Below are 23,486 nucleotides of genomic sequence, written 5' to 3'. Positions count from 1 at the left end.
TCAATTTATTAATTATTTTTGTTCCGAAAGGCCGCTTCGCGTATCGACGATGCGCTTCATGTCGGCAATATTGTCTACGATGATGTAGTTATCATACACTTCGATTTTCCGCTTTTCGACGAATTTATTAATTTCATCGCGCGTAGCTTCCGGTGTCAATCCCGCCCAGTGCGCCACGTCGCCCGCCGATACGTTGAACTTCCGCTGCCGATCGTTCGTATTTGCGGAAGGATTCATTTCGTCGAACATGAGAAATACGTCTGCGATGCGTGCCTGCACGTCTTTGATCGCAAGCGTGCGCAGGCGGCGCCGTTGGTCGTAGATGCGCTTGCAGAAAAGCTTCAAGAGGATAATCGCGATTTGGGGATTGCCCATGATGAGCAGTTCGAAATTCTCTTTATTAAATTCGAGGCATTCGACGTTGCCGATTGCGACGCAGGTTGCCGAGCGCGGAGAATTATCGAGGATAGCCATCTCGCCGAAAAATTCTCCCGGTTTCATGATGTCGAGATTTTTTTTCGCGCCGTTTACGCATTTGACGAGCTGCACGCGTCCGGACTGAATGAGATAAAAACTGTTGCCCGGTTCGAACTCGCTGATGATGACGTTACCCGGTTTATACTGCTTTGCAAAGCGCTTAAAAGCGGGAAGCGCAAACTGTTTCAGCGCGCCGGAAGCTTCTTCGTCTTCTTCGGATGTATCGGTGCTTTTCGTTTTTTCTTTTATCTTTGTGTTGCGCAGTTTTGCATCGGCGTATAATTTTGCGACTTCGTCTTTTTTCGACGTATTCGGATAGAGCGATAAAAATTTGACGCAGATATCGCAGCACGAAAGATACTCTTCGTCGTTGTAAAAACTTTTTGCGACGGCGATCATACCCGTCTGCTGATCTTCGGGAACATTGTTAAGAATCGCTTCTGTTTTTTTATGTATGAGCCGCAGCTGGTTTGAAAAGACGCGGAGCATTTTCATGATGATCTGCTTGTTGCTGCTGAATATCTGTTCGAATTCTTGAATAGTCAGAGCGATCGTAACGCAGTCGGTAAGCGCGGTGGCCGTCTCTTCGCGCGGAAAACGACCGAGTGCGGATTTGACGCCGAAAAACTCGCCGTTTTTTACCTGTTCGGTAACAGGTTGATGAGTTTCCACATCTGTCGTCGTAAGGACGAGAATACCTTTTTGCAGGATAAAAATTCGCTCGTCTTTATCCCCTTCAAAGTAAACGATCGATCCTTTTGTATATTGCATCGCTTTAGGCATACAAGATCCCCTGGTACATTACACTATTATATCATAAATCATCTATTTGTGCTATGCTCTTTACGATGATTGATTTACATATTCATACTAACGCATCCGACGGTCAATACCGCCCTGCCGAGCTTGTCGAAAAGGCTTGTGAAAGCGGTATTTCCGTCCTTGCGATAACGGATCACGATACGATAGCGGGGCTTCCGGAAGCTGTTGCCGCAGCCGAAAAACGGCGGATTATTCTTGTGCAGGGAATCGAGATTTTTGTCGGATGGCCGACCGGCGAATTTCACTTGCTCGGACTCGGTTTTACGCATATTTCCCCGTCATTGTCGGAACTGGTCGCTTTTTTGCAAAAAAAGCGTACCGAACGAAATTTGCGGATAATCGAAGAGATGCGCGAAGCCGATATCGACGCGTCGTACGATGAGCTTTGCGCCCTTTTTCCTGACAGCTCCATTGGCCGGCCGCATTTTGCCGAATACCTCAAGTACAAAAATATCGTAAAGGATAATCGGGAAGCGTTTGAAAAATATCTCGGAAAAGGTAAGCCCTTTTATGCCGAGCGCACGGGCGCGAATCTCGACGAAGCGATACAGGCCATCATCGATTCGGGAGGAGTACCGGTCATCGCACACCCGCTGTCGCTTTACGTGTCGTGGGGGCATCTCGATACGATTTTGGAAGACATTCACTCGCGCGGCGTCGAAGGGCTTGAAGCTTATCATCCTGGGGCGAGCGGTCACGACTGCAAACGTCTCGAAGCGCTTGCACGTGAGCACGGCATATTCGTCACGGCAGGAAGCGATTTTCACGGCGAAAAAATCCGCGCCGATCGAAAACTCGGCCACACCGCCGACGGCAAAAAGATAGACGATCGATTTTATTACGAAGAGCTGCTCCCGTATTTGAAAAAGTAACGACGTTTTTAAACGGTTTTCGGAAGAGGAAATCGAAAAACCGGTCTAAAATCGAAAATCGGCACATACAAATCAGAAACATGTTCCCCGCTTTCCGCTTTTATGCTATACTCGAATTATGGCAGGCAATACATTCGGGACAATCTTCCGCGTTACGACATTCGGCGAAAGCCACGAAAGCGCCGTCGGTGCGGTCATAGACGGCTGTCCCGCAGGCATACATATCGATACGGACGACATACAGCGTGCGCTCGACAGGCGAAAGCCGGGGGCGGTCGACGGAAAACAAAATCCCGCCGTCACATCGAGAAATGAAAGCGATAAAGCGGAAATCCTTTCGGGCGTCTTCGAAGGCGTATCGGAGGGAACGCCGATCGCGATCGAAATACGAAACCGCACTCAAAAGTCGGAAGACTATGCGAACATTGCGCATACGTTCCGTCCGGGGCACGCCGACTGGACGTATTTTAAAAAATACGGCGTGCGCGACTGGCGGGGCGGCGGGCGCTCGTCCGGACGCGAAACGGCTTCGCGCGTCGCCGCGGGTGCCGTCGCGAGCGCTGTTCTGAAAACGGCGGGCATACGTGTCAAAGCGTACACGATTTCGGCAGCAGGAATTTCGTGCAAAGCGCGCGACATGGATGCGGTCGAACGCACATCCTTTCGCGCATGCGACGAAGAGGCTGCAAACCTCATGGCTTCGCGTGTCGCAGAACTCCGCGCCGGAGGCGAAAGCGCGGGCGGCATCGTCGAATGTACGGCGAGCGGCGTTCCTGCGGGACTCGGCGAAACGGTTTTCGATAAGCTCGACGCCGAACTTGCCAAAGCGGTTTTGTCGATCGGAAGCGTAAAGGGTATCGAATTCGGCGCAGGATTCGGTGCGGCGCTCCTTACGGGAAGCGAAAACAACGATGCGATGCGCGCCGAAGGCGGAGACGTTACATTTCTTTCGAATAACGCGGGCGGCATACTCGGGGGCATGTCGAACGGAAACGATATCGTCTTCCGCGCAGCGATAAAGCCCGTGCCGAGCATTTTCCGCACACAGGAAACGGTACGCGAAGACGGCGGCGCCTATTTCGACAGCGACATATCGATCGAAGGGCGGCACGACGCGTGCCTGTGTCCGAGGATTGTCCCCGTCATCGAAGCGATGACAGCCATCGTCCTCGCCGATATGCTCCTTCGAAACCGGAGCGCACGGATTTGAATACCGAAGTTAAAAGATGAGCGAACGAAAAGGCGAACGGCAAAAAGACAGCGGACGGAATGCGGCACGGCGGGAATCCCCCGCGCAGAGCGGAGGCATCATCCGGCGCATACGATTAATAATCATTATTTTCGCTGCGGTGTTCGCTTTTTCGTTTGTCGGCACGGCGGGAATCCGCCTCTATCGATTCAAACAGGCGGCTCCTCCGAGAGAGCTCACCGAAGATGAGCGAAAGCTGCTCGACGACGCGCTCGACAAAGCGTATCCCGCTCGAAACGATATTTTAAAACCGCTTCCTTATCCCGTCGTTCCGGCAAAACTTTCCGTCGAAGCGGGATCGGCCATCCTCATCGACGTCGTAAGCGGCAGCGTCCTCTACGAAAAAAAAGCGGACAGAATAATCCCGCCGGCATCGATGACGAAAATCGCGGTCATGTACGTCGTCATGCAGGAAATCGAGCGCGGGCATATTTCCTACGGCGATATCGTGCCGTTGCCGCCGGAAACGTGGGCGTGCAATATGATGCCGCATTCGTCGCTCATGTTTTTAGGCAAGGGGCAAATCGTCACCGTCGAAGAATTATTAACCGGACTCGACGTGTGTTCGGGAAACGACGCGGCATACGCGCTTGCCTATTATATCGCGGGGAACATGGAAGCTTTTGTCGAACGCATGAACCGCGAAATGAGGCTTTTGGGATTGACGAAAACGCATTTTGCCGAAGCGTCCGGTTACAGCGCCGACAACGAAACGACGGCGAGGGAAATAGCGATGCTCGCGCGCATGTATATTACGCGTTTTCCGGATACGCTCGTCAAATTCCACTCGCGCCTTTCGTTTACCTATCCCCAAATTCACAATCTCCCGATCGAAGACCGAAGCAAACCGACCGCGCAGGATTTTTCAAAGGGCTTGCCCGAAAAGATTACGATGGGTATTACCCAGCAAAATACGAACGCCCTCCTCGGAAAGCTCGCCGGATGCGACGGCTTAAAGACGGGCTACATCGACGAAAGCGGCTACAACCTCGCGCTCACTGCGCACCGAGGCGAGACGCGCTTTTTATCGGTAACGATGAACGGGCCGGGACGAAACAGAAGGGAGGGAGATGCGTACCGCGTGCAGGACGGAACGACGCTTATGGAATGGGCGTTTGCGCGCTTTGCCGACTGCAAAAAAACCGACGCCGTGCACCGCTATTTTATCCCCGTCACCGGCGCAAAAGCGCAGTGGACATACCTCACGCCCGCCTACGATTTTACCGCGCTCACCGTTCCGTTTATACTGGGCACCTCACCCGAAGACGCCGCCCGATCCGTGCGCGTCCTCGTAAACCTGCCGCGTTCGATAGAAGGCGGCGTCCGCGCCGGAAGCGAATACGGCAGTATCGAATACGTGCTCGACGGCAAAACGCTCGAAGCGATCCCCCTCGTCGCAGACCGCTCGATCGGAAAAGCCAATCCCTTCGTTTCGGCAAGCGACTTTATCGCGCGGGCGATACTTTCGAAAAGGCGATAGTCTGCAAGGGGTCGTGTACCTGTGCACTATGAGAGCTTCGTACCGGAAGATACAATAGCCGCAGTGCAACGGATACGGCATTCCATGCGATAGAGCGATAGTCCATTGCATTTTTTCTCCGATTCGATTATGATTCGCGTATCCGGCGCCGATTCTGCGGACGGACGCGTTTTAATTATTTTTAATCAACAATCCCGACACGGAGCGTCGGGATATTAAACTCTCCGCGCGAACAAATTACCTTAAGGGAGATATGGGAGAATTTATGGCAAGTCCTTTGGAAAATTATCTTGCATCGTGCAGCGGAAAACCGAACGCCGCGATGACCTCTTACGTTGCAAACCTGCAGCAGACGGCGGCATTCGCGCCCGAAATAGCCGCGAGTATCGTAAACGAACTTGAAACGCAGCGCGCGCACTTAAAACTCGTCGCAAGCGAAAATTACTGTTCGCTTGCCGTGCAGGCCGCGATGGGAAATCTCCTTACCGATAAATACGCCGAAGGCTATCCCGAACACCGCTATTACGGCGGCTGCGAAAATATAGACACGGTCGAATCCTGCGCGGCGAGGGAAGCCGAAAAACTTTTCGGCGCGGATTACGCGTACGTGCAGCCGCATTCGGGCTGCGATGCGAACCTCGTCGCCTATTGGGCGATTCTCAATCACAAAATTGAAATGCCGACGCTTGAATCCCTCGACGTAAAAAGCGTGTCCGATTTGACCGAAGCGCAGTGGGAAGATCTTCGCAAACGATTCGGGCGGCAGCGTCTCATGGGACTCGATTATTATTCGGGCGGACACCTCACGCACGGTTACCGCATGAACGTTTCGGCAAAGATGTTCGAAAGCATTCCGTACACGGTCGATAAAGAAAGCGGATTGCTCGACTACGACGCGATCGAAAAACAGGCGATGGAAGTAAAGCCGCTCATTTTGCTTGCAGGCTTTTCCGCTTATCCTCGCAAAATCGATTTCAAACGGTTCCGCCAAATCGCGGACAAGTGCGGCGCCGTACTCATGGTCGATATGGCGCACTTCGCAGGTCTCGTTGCAGGCAAAGTGTTTACCGGAGATTACGATCCGGTAGCCTTTGCGGATATCGTTACGTCGACGACGCACAAAACATTGCGCGGCCCGCGGGGAGCGCTCGTACTGTGCAAAAAAGAATTCATCGACGACGTGAATAAAGGCTGCCCGATGGTTTTAGGCGGCCCGCTCGGGAACATCATCGCGGCAAAAGCGGTCGCGTTCAAAGAAGCGCTTACGAGCGAATACCGCGAATACGCTCAAAACGTTGTTAAAAATGCCGCTGCCCTTGCACAAGCATGCGCTTCACTCGGCATGAAGCTGCAGACGGGAGGCACGGACAATCACCTCATACTCATAGACGTGACGACCTACGGACTGACCGGACGGCAGGCGGAAGCGGCGATGTTTCAATGCGGCGTTACGCTCAATGCCAATTCGCTCCCCTTCGACAAAAACGGCCCGTGGTGGACGAGCGGCATACGCGTGGGCACTCCGGGCATTACGACGCTCGGTATGACGGAAGCCGACATGAAAGAAGTCGCTTCGATCATCGATTCTGTGTTGAAAGGCACGAAGCCCGGCACGACAAAAGACGGGAAACCGGCAAAAGGTAAAATCGTTCTCGATCCCGCCGTGCAGGAAAAAGCGAAACAGCGCGTACGGTCGCTTCTCGCAAAGCATGTGCTCTATCCCGAACTCGACCTCGCGTTTTTAAAAAAGGAATTCGTCGGATAATACGAAAAAAGTATGCATGTTTTGCGCTGATTTTTTTTTAGAACGGCTTCGGAAATCGTGACATTCCCTTGCTTTTATACATGAGGTTTCCATCATATTGTTTTGACATACGGTACACGCTTTCACTCTGACAGAGCGGAGAGGATCCCGTCGATCGCGTCGTCGACCGCTTTTCCGCTTTTGAACGCGGGACTTATAAAGGATGCCCGGCAGAGAATTTCATTGCCGGCGAGTAGCGCTTGCATTTTATCGAGACAGGTTTTCGCTTGTCCTCCGCCCGAACATGCAAAGAGCGCGATGCGTTTTCCGTCAAGCTTTGCGCGCCGCAAAAAAGTATTGATTGCCGGAGCGGGACGGCTTGCCCAAACGGGAGTGCCGATGACGATGTTACGGAAAGGCGAAAGATCGGGAAAAGAAGCTTTCAATTCGGGTCGTGCGCCGAAGAGAGCGTCGCGTCCTCCGATAAAAAATTTTCTGAACCCTTTACGCGGATACGCCCTTTTCGTTTCAAGCCGTACGAGCTTTGCGCCCGTTTTTTCCGCAATGCGTCGGGCGACATGGTCGGTATTTCCGTCGAGCGAATAATATATGATTACCGTATCTTCCATAACGATAACAATACCGCGAATGCGCCCGACCGTCAAATGCCGCGTACGACAAATATGCGAATTGACTTTTTCCGCCGTTTCGGATATGATGAGTGCGATGCGCGTTCTTTCCGTCGATCACGTAAGCTACACTTATCCGCAGCAAAATATGCCGGCCGTCAGCGACGTCGATTTTTCGCTCGAACGCGGTTCGTACACGGCCGTCGTCGGATTGAACGGAAGCGGAAAGAGTACGCTTGCGCGGATTTTGTGCGGGCTTCTCGATGCCGAGTGCGGCGAAGTTTCGTATGCGAGCGGCGTCCGCTCGGCTCTCGTATTTCAATCGCCGAAAGATCAAATCATCTGCAGCGTCGTTTTCCGCGATACGGCTTTCGGCCCGCAAAATCTCGGCCTCTCACCCAATGAAGTCGAACTCCGCACGATCGAATCGCTTACCGTCGTCGGTCTGCTTCATAAAGCCTCTTCGCCGTCCGTAACGCTGTCTCTCGGGCAAACGCAAAAAGAAGCGCTCGCTGGCATCATCGCGATCGATCCCGATGTGATCATACTGGACGAAGCGCTTTCCATGCTTGACCCCGATTCGAAAAACGATATCTTTGCGTTTCTTTCGTATTGGGTTCGAAAGGGGCGTACGGTCGTCCACATCACGCATGATATAGATGCGATCCGAAAAGCGAAGGATGTCATCGCGATGGAAAAGGGGAAAATCGTATATTCGGGAATGACGGATGATTTTTTTACCGATACCGAATTGTGCGAACGCATTACGGGAGAAAAAATCGTAGACTCCGTTTTTAAAAAAAATAATAAAAAAGCGATAAACTTATCCGCCGTATCGAATATGCCCGATACCGAAGCGATAAATACATCAGCGCTAAAAGAAGTCGCTCGTCGGACGATTGTGTGCGATGATGCAGCGGAAGCGTATGCGACACATGCCGTAAAAAAATCCGAAGCCTCTCTCGCCTTTTGCAATGTCGGATTTTCCTACGGTGAAAACGTCATTTTTAACAATATTAATTTTTCGCTTGCAAAAGGGACGCTCACCTCCCTCACCGGCGTTTCGGGCAGCGGCAAATCGACGCTGCTGGAAATGGCGGCGGGGCTGCTCGCTCCGTCTTACGGTGAAATCCGCTGCGATTCCCGTCCCGCTTTGTGCCGGCAAAACAGCGACGCCGCCCTTTTCGAACGCTTTGCTGCAGACGACGTCGCTTTCGGGCCTAGAAACCGCGGTGTTCGGGGAAAAGCGCTCGTTTCGCTCGTAAAGCGCTCGATGGATGAAGCGGGCATCCCGTACGCCGAATACGCCGAGCGGCAGACGGCCGAACTTTCGGGCGGCGAAAAACGGCGGCTTGCCGTTGCGGGGATCATCGCGCTCGACGCTCCGGTGCTGCTTTTCGACGAACCGACTGCGGGGCTCGACGGCCCTTCCCGCGCAAAGACGATGGCGCTCCTCCGCTCGCTGGCCGTTATGGGACATACGGTGCTGTTCAGCACGCACCGCCCGGACGAAGCCGATTTTGCCGACGAAGAGATATCCGTTCGGGACGGCAATCTTTTTCTCGTTCGAAGTAACGCGGCTTCATCGAACGGCGGGAAAATTATTAAAAAGGGAAAATCCGATGCGGATGGTGCCGCAGGCTTCGACGTGCAGATGAAACGGCATACGCTTCCCGATACGGTACAGATGCCGCTTGAAGGTGCGAAATTATTAAATTCGATCCGCGCGGCTTCGGCGAATACGGGGAACGTCAAAAAAAACGGCGGTATCGCAGCGAAACTTCCGCCGGCAGTTAAATTCATCGTTTTTATCGCGCTCTTTGCCGCCTCTCTTGCCGTTCGTCCCCTCTCGCTGTGCGCGTGTATGTTTTTGCTTTCGCTCATCTACGCGTTTTCGGCAAAGTACCCGAAACGGCGCCTTTTTTTATCGCTCGTAAAGACGGTTCCGCTCCTGCTGTTTTTTTGCATCTTTCAGATGATTTTTTATCCGCCGCTTGAAGGCGAACGGATCTTCCTCGCTTATCGATATTTTACCGTTACGCCGTCGAAGCTTTTGCTCTGCCTTACGACGCTCATCCGCACCGAAGGGGCGATCGCCTGTATACTTTCGTTTTCATACACGACGCCGGAATACGATATCGTCGACGGTCTTTCGGTTTTGTTAAAACCGCTTGCCGTATTTCATATTCCCGTGCGATACGTTATCATAATAACGGAAATCGTTTTTCGCTTTATGCCCCTGCTTTTGGATGAAGCGTCGGAAATTATTAAAACGCAGCTCATCCGCGGCGGGCTCAGGGATGCGAAAGGATTTTTCGGCCGCGTGCGCTCGCTCATTCCGCTTTTTGTACCGCTTGTCATGCAGACGATACGGAGGTCGGAAGCGCTTGCGGATGCGCTGACCGAAAGGTGTTTTTCATGAACTGCAATAATAATTTTAATTCGTGCCCCATGTGCGGCGGAAAGAATATCGGCTTTGTCGATAACAAAAAATGGTTTTGCTCCGACTGTGCTTTTACGCTGTATCACAATGTCGCCGCCGCCGTGTGTGTTATCGTCGCCGACAGGGAAGGAAATGTGCTGCTTGAAAAAAGAGCAAAAGAGCCGCGCAAGGGATTTTTCGCGCTGCCAGGCGGTTTTATCGATCCGGACGAAAGCGCCGACGAAGCGGCTCTTCGCGAATGCCGGGAAGAAGCCGCTTTGGAAATACGGCACGTACAATATCTGTGCTCGTTTCCGAACACGTATGAGTATAAACGCATTTTGTATAAAACCTGCGACGTGTTTTACCGCGCATCTCTTCCGCACGGCATCGAAACGATCGATGCGTTGATAAAAAATCTTCGTGCGCAAAAGAGCGAAGTCGAAAGCTTTACGGCGGTGCGGATTACGAACGATGCGGAGCTTGCCGCCGTTCCGCTCGCATTTGAAAATTCGCGCCGTGCGCTCGACGTGTGGCTCAAAAGGAGGCGGCGGTAAAAATGGACACAACGATAACGAAAGCCGTGTACGCCGCGTCGGCGGTTTTGTACGCGCTGCTCGTTTTAACAATTTTTTTGCGGAAAAAATCGATTTTAAAGCGCGCGGGAAAATGCGTGTTTTCGGCGCGGCCGCGTCCGGCAAAATTCTCGGCGGCGATCATCGTGTGCGCTCTCTTTATCATGCTTTTCAGTGCCTTCGTCGATCTGCGCTTTTATTTTAAGTGGATGCTCTGCGCCGTCGCATTGCTCGCAACGGAAATCGCCGTCCGAGAAGCTTCGACACTGCGTTCGTCGGGCGTGTATGAAAACGGCGTCGTAACGGAAGGAGAAGTGATTTTGTTTAAAGATATATCGCGTGCGGGAAAAACCTCCACGTCGGGAGAAATACGGGGAGAGTGCATCGTGGAATTGGACGTCCGCGGAAAAGGGATGCGGCGCATAAGCTATGCCGATGAGGGCGAACGAGATGCCGTGTTGAAAGCGATATTCGGCTTCCGTCCGCAATTGCAACATTGATTATGTACGCGGAAAATGATACGATAAAAAACCGTCGAGGATACGATTGATATGAAGCTCAAAGATATATTATTAAAATTAAAAGAAAAAGCGTTTCAAATCGATTTTCACGCTGCGCTTGAAAAACTCCAATCAAACGGCAAACTGCTTTTATCGACTGTCATCGTCACCTTTGTCGTGATGGCGCTTGCATGCCTCGCCGTCTTTACCGTAAACGTAAAGGGCCCCGAACAAGTGCTCGTTCCCGATGTTACGGGCAAAAAACTGACGACGGCGCTTATCGAAATGCAGGCAAAAAAATTGTACCCTGAAATCCAACTGCGCTATTCGGAAACGCCGGGCGACGAGGGAACGATTCTCGAACAGGATCCGTCGGGAGGAGCGATCAGAAAAGGATTCAGCCACATTTCGCTCGTCGTAAGCCGCGGCGTCGTCATCGACCACGTGGAAAATTATATCGGAGAAAATATCGACTCGGTGCGCATGAAGCTGCAGACGCTTTTTGCGGGATCGGCGCGGCCGCTCATCGTCATCGCCTCTCCGCAGTATAAAGCCGACACCGCCGAAGCGGGCACGATTCTTGAACAGGATCCGCCGGAAGGCACAAGCATAAGCGATCCGGTAACGGTGCATTTTGTCGTAAGCCGCGGGCCGAATTTCGAAAATACGAGAGTTCCCGATTTGATCGGCAATTCCGTGAGCGACGTGCTCCAGCAGATGTCACGTACGCGCCTCGTTTTCGATTTTACGGCGCATACAGCGGAGCCGGGCGAAGCAGCGGGAACGGTCGTGCACGAGCAGACTTTTGCGGAAGAGCTCGTCGCAAATTATACGCACGTCGCGGTCGAATTCGCATTTCCGCGGCAAGCCCAAGGCGGCAATGTGTACGGCATATTTGAAGACGTGCTGACGAACTATCCGTATCCCGTACCGATAAAACTCACTGCAGAACCGGAAGAAGGAGACGCCTATACGGTTGTGACGTTTTCCCATCCGGGAGGTGCCGTTACGATTCCGTACGCCGTTCCGAGAGGAACGGAGCTTGTGCTTTCGATCGTGTCATCGGCCGGAGAACGAGAACACAAGCGCATTACCGTCAAATAAATTAATAATTATCGATGAGGATATGTCGATGAGCAAGCCGCTGGTCTGTTTGACGCTTACATCCCCGACGCTCGAAGAGAACGCGGCTCTCGTGCGGAAGTATAACCGCTATATCGACGTTGCAGAACTCCGCGTCGATTTCCTTGCTCCCGACGAACAGCTTTCGGTACGCCGCTTTCCGGCGATGGTCAACGTACCGTGCATATTGACGATCCGCCGGACGGCCGACGGCGGAAGATTTACGAGCAATGAAATGTCGCGTACGATGCTTTTCGGACGCGCCCTCGCGTTTGCCGACCAAAACCCGCAAAAGAATTTCGCGTACGTCGATTTTGAAGAAGATTTCCGCGTGCCGAGTCTGCAAGATGCCTCACTTGCTTTCGGCGTCCGCATCATCAGAAGCTGCCACGACATGGAAAAGCCGATAAAAAATCTCAAAGCGAAATGCGAAGCGATGCGCACGACCGGCTATGAAATTCCGAAGATCGCCTTTATGCCGAAAACGCTTGCCGACGTTTCCGATATGTTCCGCGAAGCGGAGTCGATGACCGATTACGAGCACATACTGTGCGCGATGGGCCCGCTCGGACAGGTTTCGCGTATTTTGGCATATAAACTTCATTCGTACCTCACCTACGTGTCGCCCGAAGAAACGGAAAACAATATTTCCGGCATCGGACATATCGATCCCGTATCGTTGAACGACGTATACCGTTTCCGCTCTTTAAGCGATCGAACAACGCTCTATGCGGTGACCGGCTGGCCGCTTGCAAAAACATCGAGTCCCGCGCTTCATAATTCAGGATATAAAATTAATAATATCGATGCGCTTCTTTTGCCGTTGCGCTCGCCGTCCGTTTCCGACGTCCTCGACTGCGCGGCATCCCTCGGTGTGCGGGGGCTTGCGGTAACCGTTCCGCATAAAGAAACCGTGATCTCCGAATTGATAAAGCTCGATTCGGAAGCTCAGGCGATCGGCGCATGCAATACCGTCGTGCGTACCGACGAGGGATGGACGGGCTGCAATACCGATGCGTACGGATTTCAAACGGCGCTTTTGCGTTTTCTCGGCGTAAAAAAACTTCGCCGCCGCCGCGTTGCGATCATCGGTGCGGGAGGAGCTGCAAAAGCCGTCGCATACGTCGTAAAATCACTCGGCGCAAAAGCGTGTGTCTTCAACAGAACGCTTTCTCATGCGAAAGCGCTTGCCGAACGGTACGGTTTCGACTATGCACCCCTCGGCCCCGAAGCTGCGAAAAAAATCGAAAAGTACGCCGACATCATCGTTCAGACGACGTCGAAGGGTATGAGTTCCGAAGGAGAAGCGTCGAAAGACGGCGATCCGCTGTACTTTTATCAATTCACCGGAGCGGAAACGGTATTCGATTTGGTGTACGTGCCTGCCGTCACACCGATTATGGCGCGTGCTTCGGAAGCGGGCTGCAAAACGTGCAACGGTGCGGAAATGCTCAAATACCAGGGCTATAAACAGTTTAAAATTTTTACGGGAATCGATTATAGTGCTGAATACGCGGGGCTTTGCTAGCCGATGTTTCCGCCTCTTCCGACAAAACGCGCGCATCTCTATCTGAAAAAGATTTTCGAGCGGCTTCAAAACGGTTCCCTCGTTTTAAAACAAGTGTCGCTTCCGAGTGAAGAGCGCGACGGGCACGGCGTTATGATCGGATGCCTCGTATGCGCCGATACCGAAGGCAATAAAATAATTCTCAACGCGGTTTCGGGCAACAGCCTCGTCGCAGAGGGAGAATCGGAGGGGATATGGGTACCGCCGATCGTGAGCGCAAAGCTTATTGCTGATGCGCTTTTACCGAACGACAAACGCATCCACGAATTGACTGCGGAGTTGAAAAGCGCTCCCGAAAACGCCCGGCGCCGCATCGCCGCCGAGAGGGAAATATTAACGACCGAGTCGCTTCGAAAAGTACATGAACTCTATCGATTTCACTGTATAGACGGAAGCGTTCGGCGCCTCGTCGATATCTGCAAAACGAAATTGCCGCCGACAGGTACCGGCGACTGCTGTGCACCGAAGCTGCTCGACTATGCGTTTTTGCACTCGCTTTTTCCCGTGAGCATGGATGAAATGTATTGGGGTAAGGCGACGCAAAGCAAAGAGAGCGGCACATCCTATCCGCCGTGCGACGAACGCTGCGCACTCGTTTTACCTTCGATGCTCGGCCTTGAAATCGTCTACCGCGACGACGCGATCCTTGTCGTCAATAAGCCGAGCGGCCTCCTTTCCGTTCCGGGGCGGGGACCTGAAAAACAGGACTGCATCGTAAACCGTATGAAGCGCCTCTTTCCGAAAACGATTCCGTATCCGTCGGTACACCGGCTCGACATGGAAACGTCGGGGCTCATGGTGCTTGCCTTTACGCAGGACGCGCAGCGCTCGCTTTCGATGCAGTTCGAAAAAGGCGATGTGCATAAGCGCTATATCGCACTGCTTGACGGCTCTCTCGAAAACGCGCCCGGCCGATGCGCACCTCTTCCAAGTGTCGGCGAAGGGCGCATGGAATTGAAGTTTTCGCTCGACTGGCCGAATCGCCCGAAACGCATCTACGACGAAGCAAACGGCAAGCTCGGCATCACCGAATGGAAAAAACTCGGCTACAACCGGTACCGCGGAACCGACGGGAAAAACAGAAAGGTGACGCGCATTTTGTTTATTCCGCACACGGGGCGTACGCACCAGCTGCGCGTCGCGTCAAGCGATATGCACGGCTTCGGTCTTCCGATCGTCGGCGATTCTTTGTACGGAACGTGCGGGGCGGGAGAGCGTCTCATGCTTCACGCTTCGTATCTGTCGTTTATTCATCCTGTAACGGGCGAGCGCGTCGCTTTCGAATGCGAACCCGATTTTTAAGGGGATGGTGCGGGAGCGGGCGGACGCGACAAGCGCCTACGATTGCAGACGTTCGCCGGCGGTTGCGGCGCGCGCGATTGTAGGTGTTTGCGAACACAATGATTTTGCTTCACGGCTTTAAGAAAAAATCTCAGAAAACACCGTTAGATGAAATAGAAACTGCAAAAAATAGGCTTAGGGACTATAAAGGAGCAAAACAAATGAAAAGCTTAGGACAGGATTTTTCCGATTTTATGAAAGAGCAAGGTCTCTATGAAGAAGCACGAGAGCTTGCAACAAAAAAAGTAATCGCTGCTCAATTACAGGCTGAAATGGCAAAACAAAAACTTACAAAATCGGCTGTGGCAAAGCGGATGAATACGACTCGTACAGCCGTTGATAACGCATTGAATCCTTCATTCAATACATCGCTTTCTACAATCGAGCGTTTTGCCTATGCTCTTGGAAAGAAGCTGTCTGTACGTTTGCTTTAGTTATAAATATATAATCTCCGAAAATCCGGTAACTTTTGGAAAAACAGCGGGTTCTTGCAGCGTTTGCAAAAGTACGATAGCAATCTTTGCAGTAAGTGTGATCCTTGCGCTTCGAATTCTAAAACGGAAGTCCCTTGCTTTTACTCGACGTCGACCGTCGTGATGTGCGCTCCGACCGACTGAAGCCGTTCGACCAAGTGTTCGTAGCCGCGTTCGATCTGGTACACGTTTGAAATTCTGCTTTGCCCATGCGCCGTCATCGCCGCGATCACCATTGCCATGCCCGCGCGCACGTCGGGAGAGACGAGGTGGTCGCCGTGGAGGATGCGCGGGCCCGACACGACGGCGCGGTGCGGATCGCAGAGCGTGATGCACGCTCCCATGTTTATCAGTTTATCGACGAAAAACATGCGCGATTCGAACATCTTTTCGAAGATAAGCACGGTGCCTTCGACTTGCGTTGCGACGACCGTCATAATGCTCGTCAAATCGGGCGGAAAACCCGGCCACGGAGCGTCGTCGATTTTCGGCGTCGAGTTTCCGATATCGCCGTTTACTTTGAGTTCCTGCCGTTCGGGAACGGTGAGCGTCGTGCCGTCGATATTCCATGCGATGCCGAGTTTGCTGAAACCGAGCCTGAGCGGCCGCATATCCTGAGGATTGACGCCTTCGATCGTGAGCGAACCGCGAGTAGCCGCCGCGAGTCCGATAAACGAACCGATTTCCATGTAGTCCGGGCCTATCGTGCATTCGCAGCCGTGCAGGGACTCGACTCCTTCGATGCGTAAAATATTGCTTCCGATGCCGCTGATTTTTGCGCCCATACTCACGAGCATGGCGCATAAGGTCTGTATGTGGGGTTCGCTCGCCGCATTTGAAATGATCGTTTCGCCTTTTGCAAGCACCGCCGCCATGACGGCGTTTTCCGTCGCGGTTACCGACATTTCGTCGAGAAAGATATCGGCGCCTTTGAGCGCGTCCGCATAAAACACGAATTTACCGTTTATGTCTACGCGTGCGCCGAGTTCGGTGAGCGCGAGAAAGTGCGTGTCGAGCCTTCTCCTGCCGATAACGTCTCCGCCCGGCGGCAGCATTTCCGCTCTTCCCGTTCGAGCGAGGAGGGGACCTGCAAATAAAATCGATGCGCGTATCTTTTTTGAAAGTTCCGGGGGGATCATCGTGTTTGCAAATCGCTTGGCGGTGATTTTCCAGCTGTGATTTTTTACGCATTCGACGTCGGCGCCGAAGGATCGGGCGATGTCGAGCATAACGCGCGTGTCTTCTATGTCCGGGATATTGTGCAGCGTAACGCTTTCTTCCGTGAGCAAAGCCGCCGCAATGCACGGAAGCGCCGCGTTTTTATTGCCGCCTGCGGTGATGCTTCCCCGAATCGGAAATCCGCCGTCGATTATGTATTCGTGCATTGCCGCCTCCCGTCTTTATAGTGCGCTTCACACACAGGCGCATCGGGGGTTAATTTGCCGTACCGATAATGCCTGCGAGGTTTATTAAAATATCGGCAGCTTTACACATTTGGTTAAGCGAAGCCCACTCCATACGCGAATGATAATTGTGTCCGCCGGTAAAAATGTTCGGCGTGGGGATGCCCATTTCGGTGAGCCGCGAACCGTCGGTGCCGCCTCTGATCGGCATAAAGACGGGTTCCACGCCGGCTTTTCGGTACGCCGCTTCCAAATCGCGCACGACTTCGGGATGTTCGTCAAGCTTTCGCTTCATATTGAAATACTGCGTTTTATGCGTCAGTTTTGCACTGCCGCCGAAAGAAAGTGCGGCAGCTTCGGCGAGCGCTTCGACGGTTTTTTGCCGCATTTTCATATTTTCCCCGTCAAAGTCGCGCAGCAAAAGATACACCGTCGATTTTTCGATCGTTCCCGTAAATTCGATCGGCGCGTAAAAGCCTGCCATACCGTCCGACGTTTCGGGACGCTCGGTAATGGGGAGCGAGGACACAAAATGCGATGCCATAGCGATCGCGTTTATCATGCCCGCTTTCCGTGCCGTTCCCGTGTGCGTCGATTTGCCCGTAAAGACGACCGTCGTTCCGACCGCATTGAAGCATTCCGTTTCAAGCTCGCCGATATGTCCGCCGTCGACAGTGTACGCGCGCTTCGATTGAATCGATTCGAGCGGCACCTTATCCATGCCGTGCCCCGTCTCTTCGTCGGGTGAAAAGACTACTTCGATTTTCCCGTGCTTGATCTCTTCGTGCGCTTTAAGGTACGAAATCGCCGTCATAATCGCCGCGATGCCCGCCTTATCGTCTGCACCGAGGAGCGTGTGCCCGTCCGTCGTGATAATCGTATCGCGCTCGCGTGCCGCCTCTGCGAGCGCTTCGTCCGAATCCGCGTCGAGAGGATTCGTCTCCGTAAGTTCGATGAGAGCGCCGTCGTAGTTTTTATGCACGACGGGATTGACGTTTTTTCCGCTCACTTCGTCGACCGTGTCCATGTGCGAAAGGAGACAAAAGGGCGGCACGTTTTCAAAACCCTCGGAAGCGGGGAGAATGCCGTACGCATAGCAAAACTCGGTGACGTGCACGTTTTCCAAACCCGCAATCTTCATCTCTTCGGCAATCATATTTGCAAAATCCCTTTGCTGCGGAGTTGAGGGCATGATCCCTTCGTCGGCTTTATTCGAATCGCTTTCGGAGTACGTTTTTACATAGCGCAAAAAACGCTCGAGCAATTCTTTTTCTTCTTGTGAATTTTTTTTGATGTAGTTCATTCCAGTATCATATTATTTTCGCGCGCGTTCTGCAATCGATGGCGCGTCGATTGCGCAATGACAAAAGTCGGCATTCGAGCTATAATTACGCTATGCGATTTACGAGTACACGAAACAAAGCCCTCTCCGTCGGATTTGCGGAAGCCGTTTTACACTGTATGCCGGAAGACGGCGGGCTTTATGTGCCTTGTGACACGGAAGACTTGCGCCGCTGGATTCTCTATACGGATAAAACGACGTCGTTCGCTTCCATCGCGGGTACGCTCACGTCCGCTTTTATCAAAGACGAATTCAGTCCGATTATTTGCGAAACGATCGCGACAACAGCTTTTCCGTTTGAACCTGCCGTCCGCCGTCTCGACGATACGCATTTTATGCTCGAACTCTTTCACGGGCCTTCCGGCTGCCACCGCGATTTCGGCATCGCATACCTTACGGCCTGCCTTGAAACGATTTTGCAGATGAGGGACAGCAGCGCGACGATTTTAGCGGTAACGCGCCGTGAAACCGGCGCCGTCCTCGCGTACGAGCTGCGCGGCAAAAAGCGCATAAAGGCCGTCGTCGTCTGTCCGAAAGGGAGCGCTTACGGTATGTTGGAAAGCGACTATTGCTGGAACGGCGGCAATATATATCCCGTAGAAATCGACGGAACCGAAGACGACTGCCGAAATCTCGTGCGCACGATTTTTTCGGACAGAGACTTTTCCGAAACGAATCGGCTTACGGTCGCAAATACAGCGAATATCGGACGGCTTTTGCCGCAGGCGTTTTTTTACCCGTTTGCGTTTTCGCGCTTAAAAGACGAGGTGCCGGGCGATATGTACTACGCGCTCGCGCCGGGCAATTACAGCAATGTCGTCGCGGGCCTGTACAGCTGGCGTTTTGCGCTGCCTTTAAACGGTTTTTTTATCCCCGCAACGGATGCGCTCACCGTCGATGCGGCAGGCGACTGCATCGTTCTCGATTCCGTCGTCCCGTATGCCGACCGCCGGCCGGCCGACCCGACTGATCCGTCGAACATAGAGCGGCTCGAAGAAGTGTTTTCCGCAAATACGTTGATGATGCGCAATTTCGTCTATCCGGTAAAACTCACCGATGCCATGACGGACGATGCGGTAAAAGAGCTTTTCGTAAAATACGGCGTTTTTGCCGATCGGCACACCGGCCGCGCCTACGCTGCGGCAAAACTCAAAGCGGATATGTCATCGGAAGACGGAGGTGCCGTCATCATTGTCGCGCGCGATCATCCTTCCTTGTCGGCCGACTATATTCGCCAAACGACGGGCGAAGCGCCTGCCATGCCCGAACGAATCGCATCGGCGCTGAAACCCATCCGCATTGGGAAGCCTGCGATTTCATCGGAAGCCGAACTGCGATCTGTAATCGCAGGCGTAGCCGGATAATCATTCGTCGTTTTGTTAATTTGATTATCGAATAGGTGCGGCGCACGTCCCGCCTATAAAACAAAAAGCGGTGTCGGAGCACCGCTTTTATCATAAATAATTACTTGTTTTCGATTATTTTTTTACGGTTGTTTTTTTTGCGGTTGTCTTTTTGGCAACGGGTTTCTTTGCCGCAACTTTTTTTGCAGCGGGCTTCTTTACCGCGGGCTTTTTGGCTGCCGTTTTTGCAGCGGGCTTTTTCGCTGTTGTCTTTTTAGCAGCGGTTTTTTTCGCTGCCGTTTTCGCGGTCGGTTTTTTTGCCGTTGTCTTACTCGCAACAGGTTTTTTCGCTGTTGTCTTTTTTGCAGCCGGTTTTTTTGCGGCCGGTTTTTTTACTGTGGTCGTTGCCATAGTCAGCTCCTTGTGCTTCTTGCCGGATAATCCGGCGGTTGTTATCTTTGAAGCTTCTCTCTTCCCGACGGGAGGTAAAGCTTTAGAACCTTTGTTCGGTGCGAATTGTTTAATAAATAATTCGCTCTTAAACGATGCTTTTATTTTAGCATCATTGAGAAGAAAATACAATGCACGCACAAAGTCCTTCTTCTCTTCCGGTGCATACAAAGTTGCAACAGCGGCAAAGTATGTCAAGCTGCTGTCCGACAATTCTTTGTTAAACCACTGTATGCCGTCGAAGAAATTATTCCCCGAGAGCAGCAACGCGTCTTCGCTTTGAACGAAAAGCGCGGCAAACTCGTAGGCTGCTTTCTTCATATTATTTAATAATACTGTTTTTTTTGCAAGTGGTGCAAGAGCGAAGACGCGCATCAGCTGATACTGATCGGGCGCGTTCGCACATCCCGTTCGTCTTATATATTCGGCAAATTTCCGTGCAAAATTAAACCTTTTTGCGCATCCGCAAGCGGCAAGTTCTTCAATCGATGCCAGGCAAATTAATAATATCGGGAGAGATTTTTCGATGGATGCTGCGAACGCGATGAAATCGCCGCCGGATTTTGATTTTAATAATTTTTCATTTTCTTCTGCGGACGGATTTCTGAGGACGGTATCCGCAGCGGACGATATGACGGCTGAAAACATTTTATTAAATTGCCGAAACTGTTTTTCAGGCGGAGCGATTTTATATCCGCATCCGTCCGCAAACCGCTGTGCCGTAGCATAGAATGCGAGCGCGCTTTCTTTGACTTCATCCGTAAGCGCTTGCATTTTATCCGTAAGGGCTTTTTTCTTTAACTGCGTTCTGTCCGCAGGATGCAACATCTCTTCCACTTTTGAAATTAATAAAATTGCGAAAGTTTCGAGCGCTTTGTACAGTTCCCAGTATTCGATCTCTTCCCAAAGCGTTTCCAAATCTTCCGCGCCGCGGCCTGCGAGGGTTTGGCACAAAGTGCTGTATTTATATGTGTCGGTATCCGCGACTTGACGAATGTCCGTATAGACTTGCGATTCGAATCCGTTCAACGAAACGAACAAACCGTTTTCGCGTATGTCGTCGTTTTTGCGGATGTAGTAGAGTCCCGACCGCTGTTCGCGGAAAATACAGTACGTATCGCCGGCATCGCTGAGGCATAATCCTTCGGCTATTGTCCGGGTTACGAACATCTTATCGTTTTCTCCGCTTCCCGTTTTTATCGCATACGGCACGGACTCTTTAATCCAGCCCGCAGTGCGTTCGTACTTGTTGTTGTAGACGACGATCGAACATTCTCTGTCCGCACAGTTGGAATAGGCGAATACGTTTTCATCTACGCTGCCTTCGTTCCACAAATCGTAAAACAAAAAGTTTTCGACGTCCGCAAAAAGTCGGCGCTTTTTCATGAGCGGAAAAATATCGCGCCGGTGACGCGCGACGAAACCTTCGTCGGGGTTTTCATTTCGGTATGCGCGCGTATATTCCATGCCGTATTTTTCTTCGAAGCCTTCGATCTGCCCGTGCCCGAACATCGGAAGACCGGGCATCGTAACCATGAGCGTGCATACGCCGAAGTATTTGTCGCCCTTGCCGAACTGCGCAACGGCGGTTTCTTCGTCTGGATTGTTGACGAAGTTGACAAAGCGCTTGAGCACTTGCGGATCGAAACGCAGCGTGTTTTTTATCGTGTCGCGGTATTTTTGATTTTCTTCTTTTTTGAGCATATTCATAAACGCGCTGTTGTAGACGCGGTGCATGCCGAGCGTACGGACAAAGTAGCCTTCCATCATCCAAAACGCTTCGGCGAGCAACAGCGTGTCCGGAACTTCGGCTGCGATCCTGTCAACGACTTCCCTCCAAAATTCGTTCGGAATCGCTTTGTCGAATTCTTCTGCGGAAATTGCATTTTCGCTCCGCGTTGCGATATCACCTCCGTGTCCCGGCTCGGGATACCACAGCCGTCTGATATGTTTTTTTGCGAGCACCATTGCCGCATCGAATCTGATGATCGGAAAATTTTTTGCGACGTTGACGATCTCCTGCATCACTGCTTCACGTGCGGCGGGGTTCAGAAAATCGATTTGCGCCGTATCGTTCCACGGCATGCCGGTGCCGTCGTTTCCGTGGTAGATATAGCGCACGTCTCCGGTATGGTTGTCGACCCGCTTAAAGATGACGGCGCAGTCGGTTTTCGTATAATAGTGGTCTTCGAGGTAGATGCCGACCCTGCCGTCGCGCGAAAGATTTTCGCCGTTGAACGTGTACTGTGGGAAGGGACAGTCTTTTCTCTGAACGAAGAGGTCGGGCTTTTCGATGACCCATTTCGAATCCATGCCGGTGTGATTCGGTACCATGTCGGATGCGAGGCGGATGCCGCGCTGCCATAAGCGCGTACGCAAATTTACGAGCGCGTCCCAACCGCCGATATCGTGTGCGATTTCATAATCGTAGAGACTGTATGCGCTCGCTGCCGCATCCGCATTTCCGTTTATCTGCTTTATGCGTTTACTCGCATAGCTCCTCTCCCACAAGCCGATAAGCCAGAGCCCCGTAAAACCTTCGTCCCGAAGCATATCGAGCTCTTCGTCGGGGATTTCGTCGAGGCGTGTAATCGCACGCGAATATTTTTTTGAAAGCTGATCGAGCCACACGAGCACCATCTTTGCAATGAGCACGACACACGGCATCCATGCGCTGTCCGCGCTGAAGCGCTCGTATTCTTTTGCAAGATTTTCATAGCTGTACGGCACCGTTTCGATCTCACCTCCGTCTTGCCACGCCGCTTTTTCTTCTTCCTGTATCGTATCGATGCCGGCGAGCAGGCGCTTGATCCGATCTCCGAGCATCGCCGCCCAGTACAGGCGGATATAATCGAGCTGGCCTTTAAGGCTTTCGGGGCTGTAGACGACGGGTTCTTTCAGCATGGAAATGAGATCGTGGCCGAACGGCCCGAACGGCGGAAGCAAGGCGAAACGACTTTTAATAATTTCCCATGACTTTGCGTACAGCACATTGCGCGCGAGCTTTGCGTCGTCGAATAAAATCGAGAATTTTTTAAATGCGGGGTTTTCATTTGCGAGGTGCAGGAGTATGAGCTCTTCGAACGTCTGCTCGCGGTTTGTCCGCTCGCGATTCACACCTTCGTCGAATGCGGTCTCGGAAAGATAGTCTTCGGCACTTACGGTACCGTGACGGACGGCCGCAGGCGGAAACTCGGCGATAAACGACAAGAGGAGGTCGTCTATCCTGCTCGAGCCGAATTCATCGTCGAGCTTTGCAAGGATGGTGCTGAACGATTCTGCGTCCGCATCTCTCCGGTAAATCATGCATACGTAGTGAAATATTTCATCGATGAGCCCCATTGCGTTGAGTTCGCCTGCCGACACGCGTTTTTCGTGTTCGCCTCGTTTATCGAAGAACGCATTCAGTTTTTCGACAAACGCGCGCACTTGATACATATCGGAAAAGATGACATTGCCTGCAGACGCAAACAGCGTTTCGTTAAATCGGCAGAGATCTCTGACTTTTTTACTTACATGAAATTCATTGTACGAAATTTTCACAGCATCTCCGTGTTGCACTTTTTCAATGTATACACGTACAATTATAGCACGATATGAAAAAAAAGGGTAATTTTTTTTTATGAATTTTTGTTTTAATAAGAACGGTTCGTGCGGAAGCCGTAAAGTGCTCCG

The 23,486-nt window shown here is 52.1% G+C and carries 17 protein-coding genes; 12 read left to right on the top strand and 5 right to left on the bottom strand.

Translation table 11 applies throughout. The features are described from left to right. Nucleotides 1–12 precede the first annotated feature (12 nt). Nucleotides 13–1,260, bottom strand: coding sequence for a Crp/Fnr family transcriptional regulator (locus tag IZU26_RS01840; protein WP_021330579.1), 1,248 nt, complete (start codon nt 1,258–1,260; stop codon nt 13–15). Between the two features lie 65 nt (nt 1,261–1,325). Here IZU26_RS01840 and IZU26_RS01835 point away from each other — a divergent pair, with 65 nt between their 5' ends. From IZU26_RS01835 to IZU26_RS01820, 4 genes are all read left to right on the top strand, one after another. Continuing rightward, entirely contained in the window at nt 1,326–2,171 is an 846-nt protein-coding gene (locus IZU26_RS01835) for a PHP domain-containing protein (RefSeq protein ID WP_433276309.1), read from the top strand. Between the two features lie 118 nt (nt 2,172–2,289). Beyond that, nucleotides 2,290–3,381, top strand: coding sequence for a chorismate synthase (aroC, locus tag IZU26_RS01830; RefSeq protein ID WP_433276307.1), 1,092 nt, complete (start codon nt 2,290–2,292; stop codon nt 3,379–3,381). A gap of 16 nt (nt 3,382–3,397) precedes the next feature. Then, entirely contained in the window at nt 3,398–4,900 is a 1,503-nt protein-coding gene (locus IZU26_RS01825; RefSeq protein ID WP_433276305.1) for a D-alanyl-D-alanine carboxypeptidase family protein, read from the top strand. A 265-nt stretch (nt 4,901–5,165) separates the two neighbouring features. After that, nucleotides 5,166–6,665 (top strand): glycine hydroxymethyltransferase, encoded by a 1,500-nt coding sequence (locus tag IZU26_RS01820; RefSeq protein WP_310822649.1) that lies wholly within the window; start codon nt 5,166–5,168, stop codon nt 6,663–6,665. A gap of 122 nt (nt 6,666–6,787) precedes the next feature. Here the strand turns inward: IZU26_RS01820 and IZU26_RS01815 are convergent, their stop codons facing one another. Further along, nucleotides 6,788–7,273: a flavodoxin family protein gene (locus tag IZU26_RS01815; protein WP_433276303.1), complete on the bottom strand. Its 486-nt coding sequence runs from the start codon at nt 7,271–7,273 to the stop codon at nt 6,788–6,790. Nucleotides 7,274–7,292: 19 nt separating this feature from the next. On the opposite strand from IZU26_RS01815, the gene IZU26_RS01810 reads away from it, so the two are divergent. The 7 genes from IZU26_RS01810 to IZU26_RS01780 all read left to right on the top strand — a co-directional run bounded on the left by IZU26_RS01810 (nt 7,293) and on the right by IZU26_RS01780 (nt 15,234). Next, nucleotides 7,293–9,695: an ATP-binding cassette domain-containing protein gene (locus IZU26_RS01810; RefSeq protein ID WP_433276301.1), complete on the top strand. Its 2,403-nt coding sequence runs from the start codon at nt 7,293–7,295 to the stop codon at nt 9,693–9,695. After that, complete coding sequence (locus tag IZU26_RS01805) at nt 9,692–10,252, top strand: NUDIX hydrolase (RefSeq protein WP_433276299.1); 561 nt, start codon at nt 9,692–9,694, stop codon at nt 10,250–10,252. Before IZU26_RS01810 ends, IZU26_RS01805 begins: the two co-directional genes overlap by 4 nt. A 2-nt stretch (nt 10,253–10,254) precedes the next feature. Beyond that, complete coding sequence (locus tag IZU26_RS01800; RefSeq protein ID WP_433276297.1) at nt 10,255–10,770, top strand: hypothetical protein; 516 nt, start codon at nt 10,255–10,257, stop codon at nt 10,768–10,770. Nucleotides 10,771–10,821: 51 nt separating this feature from the next. Then, nucleotides 10,822–11,874, top strand: a complete 1,053-nt coding sequence (locus IZU26_RS01795) for a PASTA domain-containing protein (RefSeq protein ID WP_433276295.1) — start codon at nt 10,822–10,824, stop codon at nt 11,872–11,874. Between the two features lie 28 nt (nt 11,875–11,902). Continuing rightward, nucleotides 11,903–13,420 carry a type I 3-dehydroquinate dehydratase gene (locus tag IZU26_RS01790; protein WP_310822655.1) on the top strand — a complete coding sequence of 506 codons (1,518 nt, stop codon included), beginning with the start codon at nt 11,903–11,905 and terminating at the stop codon, nt 13,418–13,420. Nucleotides 13,421–13,423: 3 nt separating this feature from the next. Continuing rightward, a complete protein-coding gene (locus tag IZU26_RS01785; RefSeq protein ID WP_433276293.1) occupies nt 13,424–14,761 on the top strand; it encodes an RluA family pseudouridine synthase in 1,338 nt (445 codons plus the stop codon). 98 nt (nt 14,762–14,859) lie between these two features. Continuing rightward, nucleotides 14,860–15,234, top strand: a complete 375-nt coding sequence (locus IZU26_RS01780) for a type II toxin-antitoxin system RelE/ParE family toxin (RefSeq protein ID WP_433276291.1) — start codon at nt 14,860–14,862, stop codon at nt 15,232–15,234. A gap of 140 nt (nt 15,235–15,374) precedes the next feature. Here IZU26_RS01780 and murA read toward each other — a convergent pair whose 3' ends face one another. Then, nucleotides 15,375–16,658: a UDP-N-acetylglucosamine 1-carboxyvinyltransferase gene (murA, locus tag IZU26_RS01775; protein ID WP_021330582.1), complete on the bottom strand. Its 1,284-nt coding sequence runs from the start codon at nt 16,656–16,658 to the stop codon at nt 15,375–15,377. 49 nt (nt 16,659–16,707) lie between these two features. Continuing rightward, nucleotides 16,708–17,979: a peptidase T gene (pepT, locus tag IZU26_RS01770; protein ID WP_433276289.1), complete on the bottom strand. Its 1,272-nt coding sequence runs from the start codon at nt 17,977–17,979 to the stop codon at nt 16,708–16,710. A gap of 92 nt (nt 17,980–18,071) precedes the next feature. Here pepT and IZU26_RS01765 point away from each other — a divergent pair, with 92 nt between their 5' ends. Continuing rightward, nucleotides 18,072–19,382: a hypothetical protein gene (locus IZU26_RS01765; RefSeq protein WP_021330556.1), complete on the top strand. Its 1,311-nt coding sequence runs from the start codon at nt 18,072–18,074 to the stop codon at nt 19,380–19,382. A 114-nt stretch (nt 19,383–19,496) separates the two neighbouring features. Here IZU26_RS01765 and IZU26_RS01760 read toward each other — a convergent pair whose 3' ends face one another. Next, complete coding sequence (locus IZU26_RS01760) at nt 19,497–23,354, bottom strand: alpha-amylase family glycosyl hydrolase (protein WP_433276288.1); 3,858 nt, start codon at nt 23,352–23,354, stop codon at nt 19,497–19,499. Nucleotides 23,355–23,486: the final 132 nt, after the last annotated feature.

This window comes from Treponema sp. SP13 (genome assembly GCF_050938355.1).
GTDB classification, from domain to species: Bacteria; Spirochaetota; Spirochaetia; order Treponematales; family Treponemataceae; genus Treponema_D; species Treponema_D socranskii.
The sequence above is the reverse complement of the archived record's forward strand: the minus strand, read 5'-3'. Positions and strand labels throughout refer to the sequence as shown.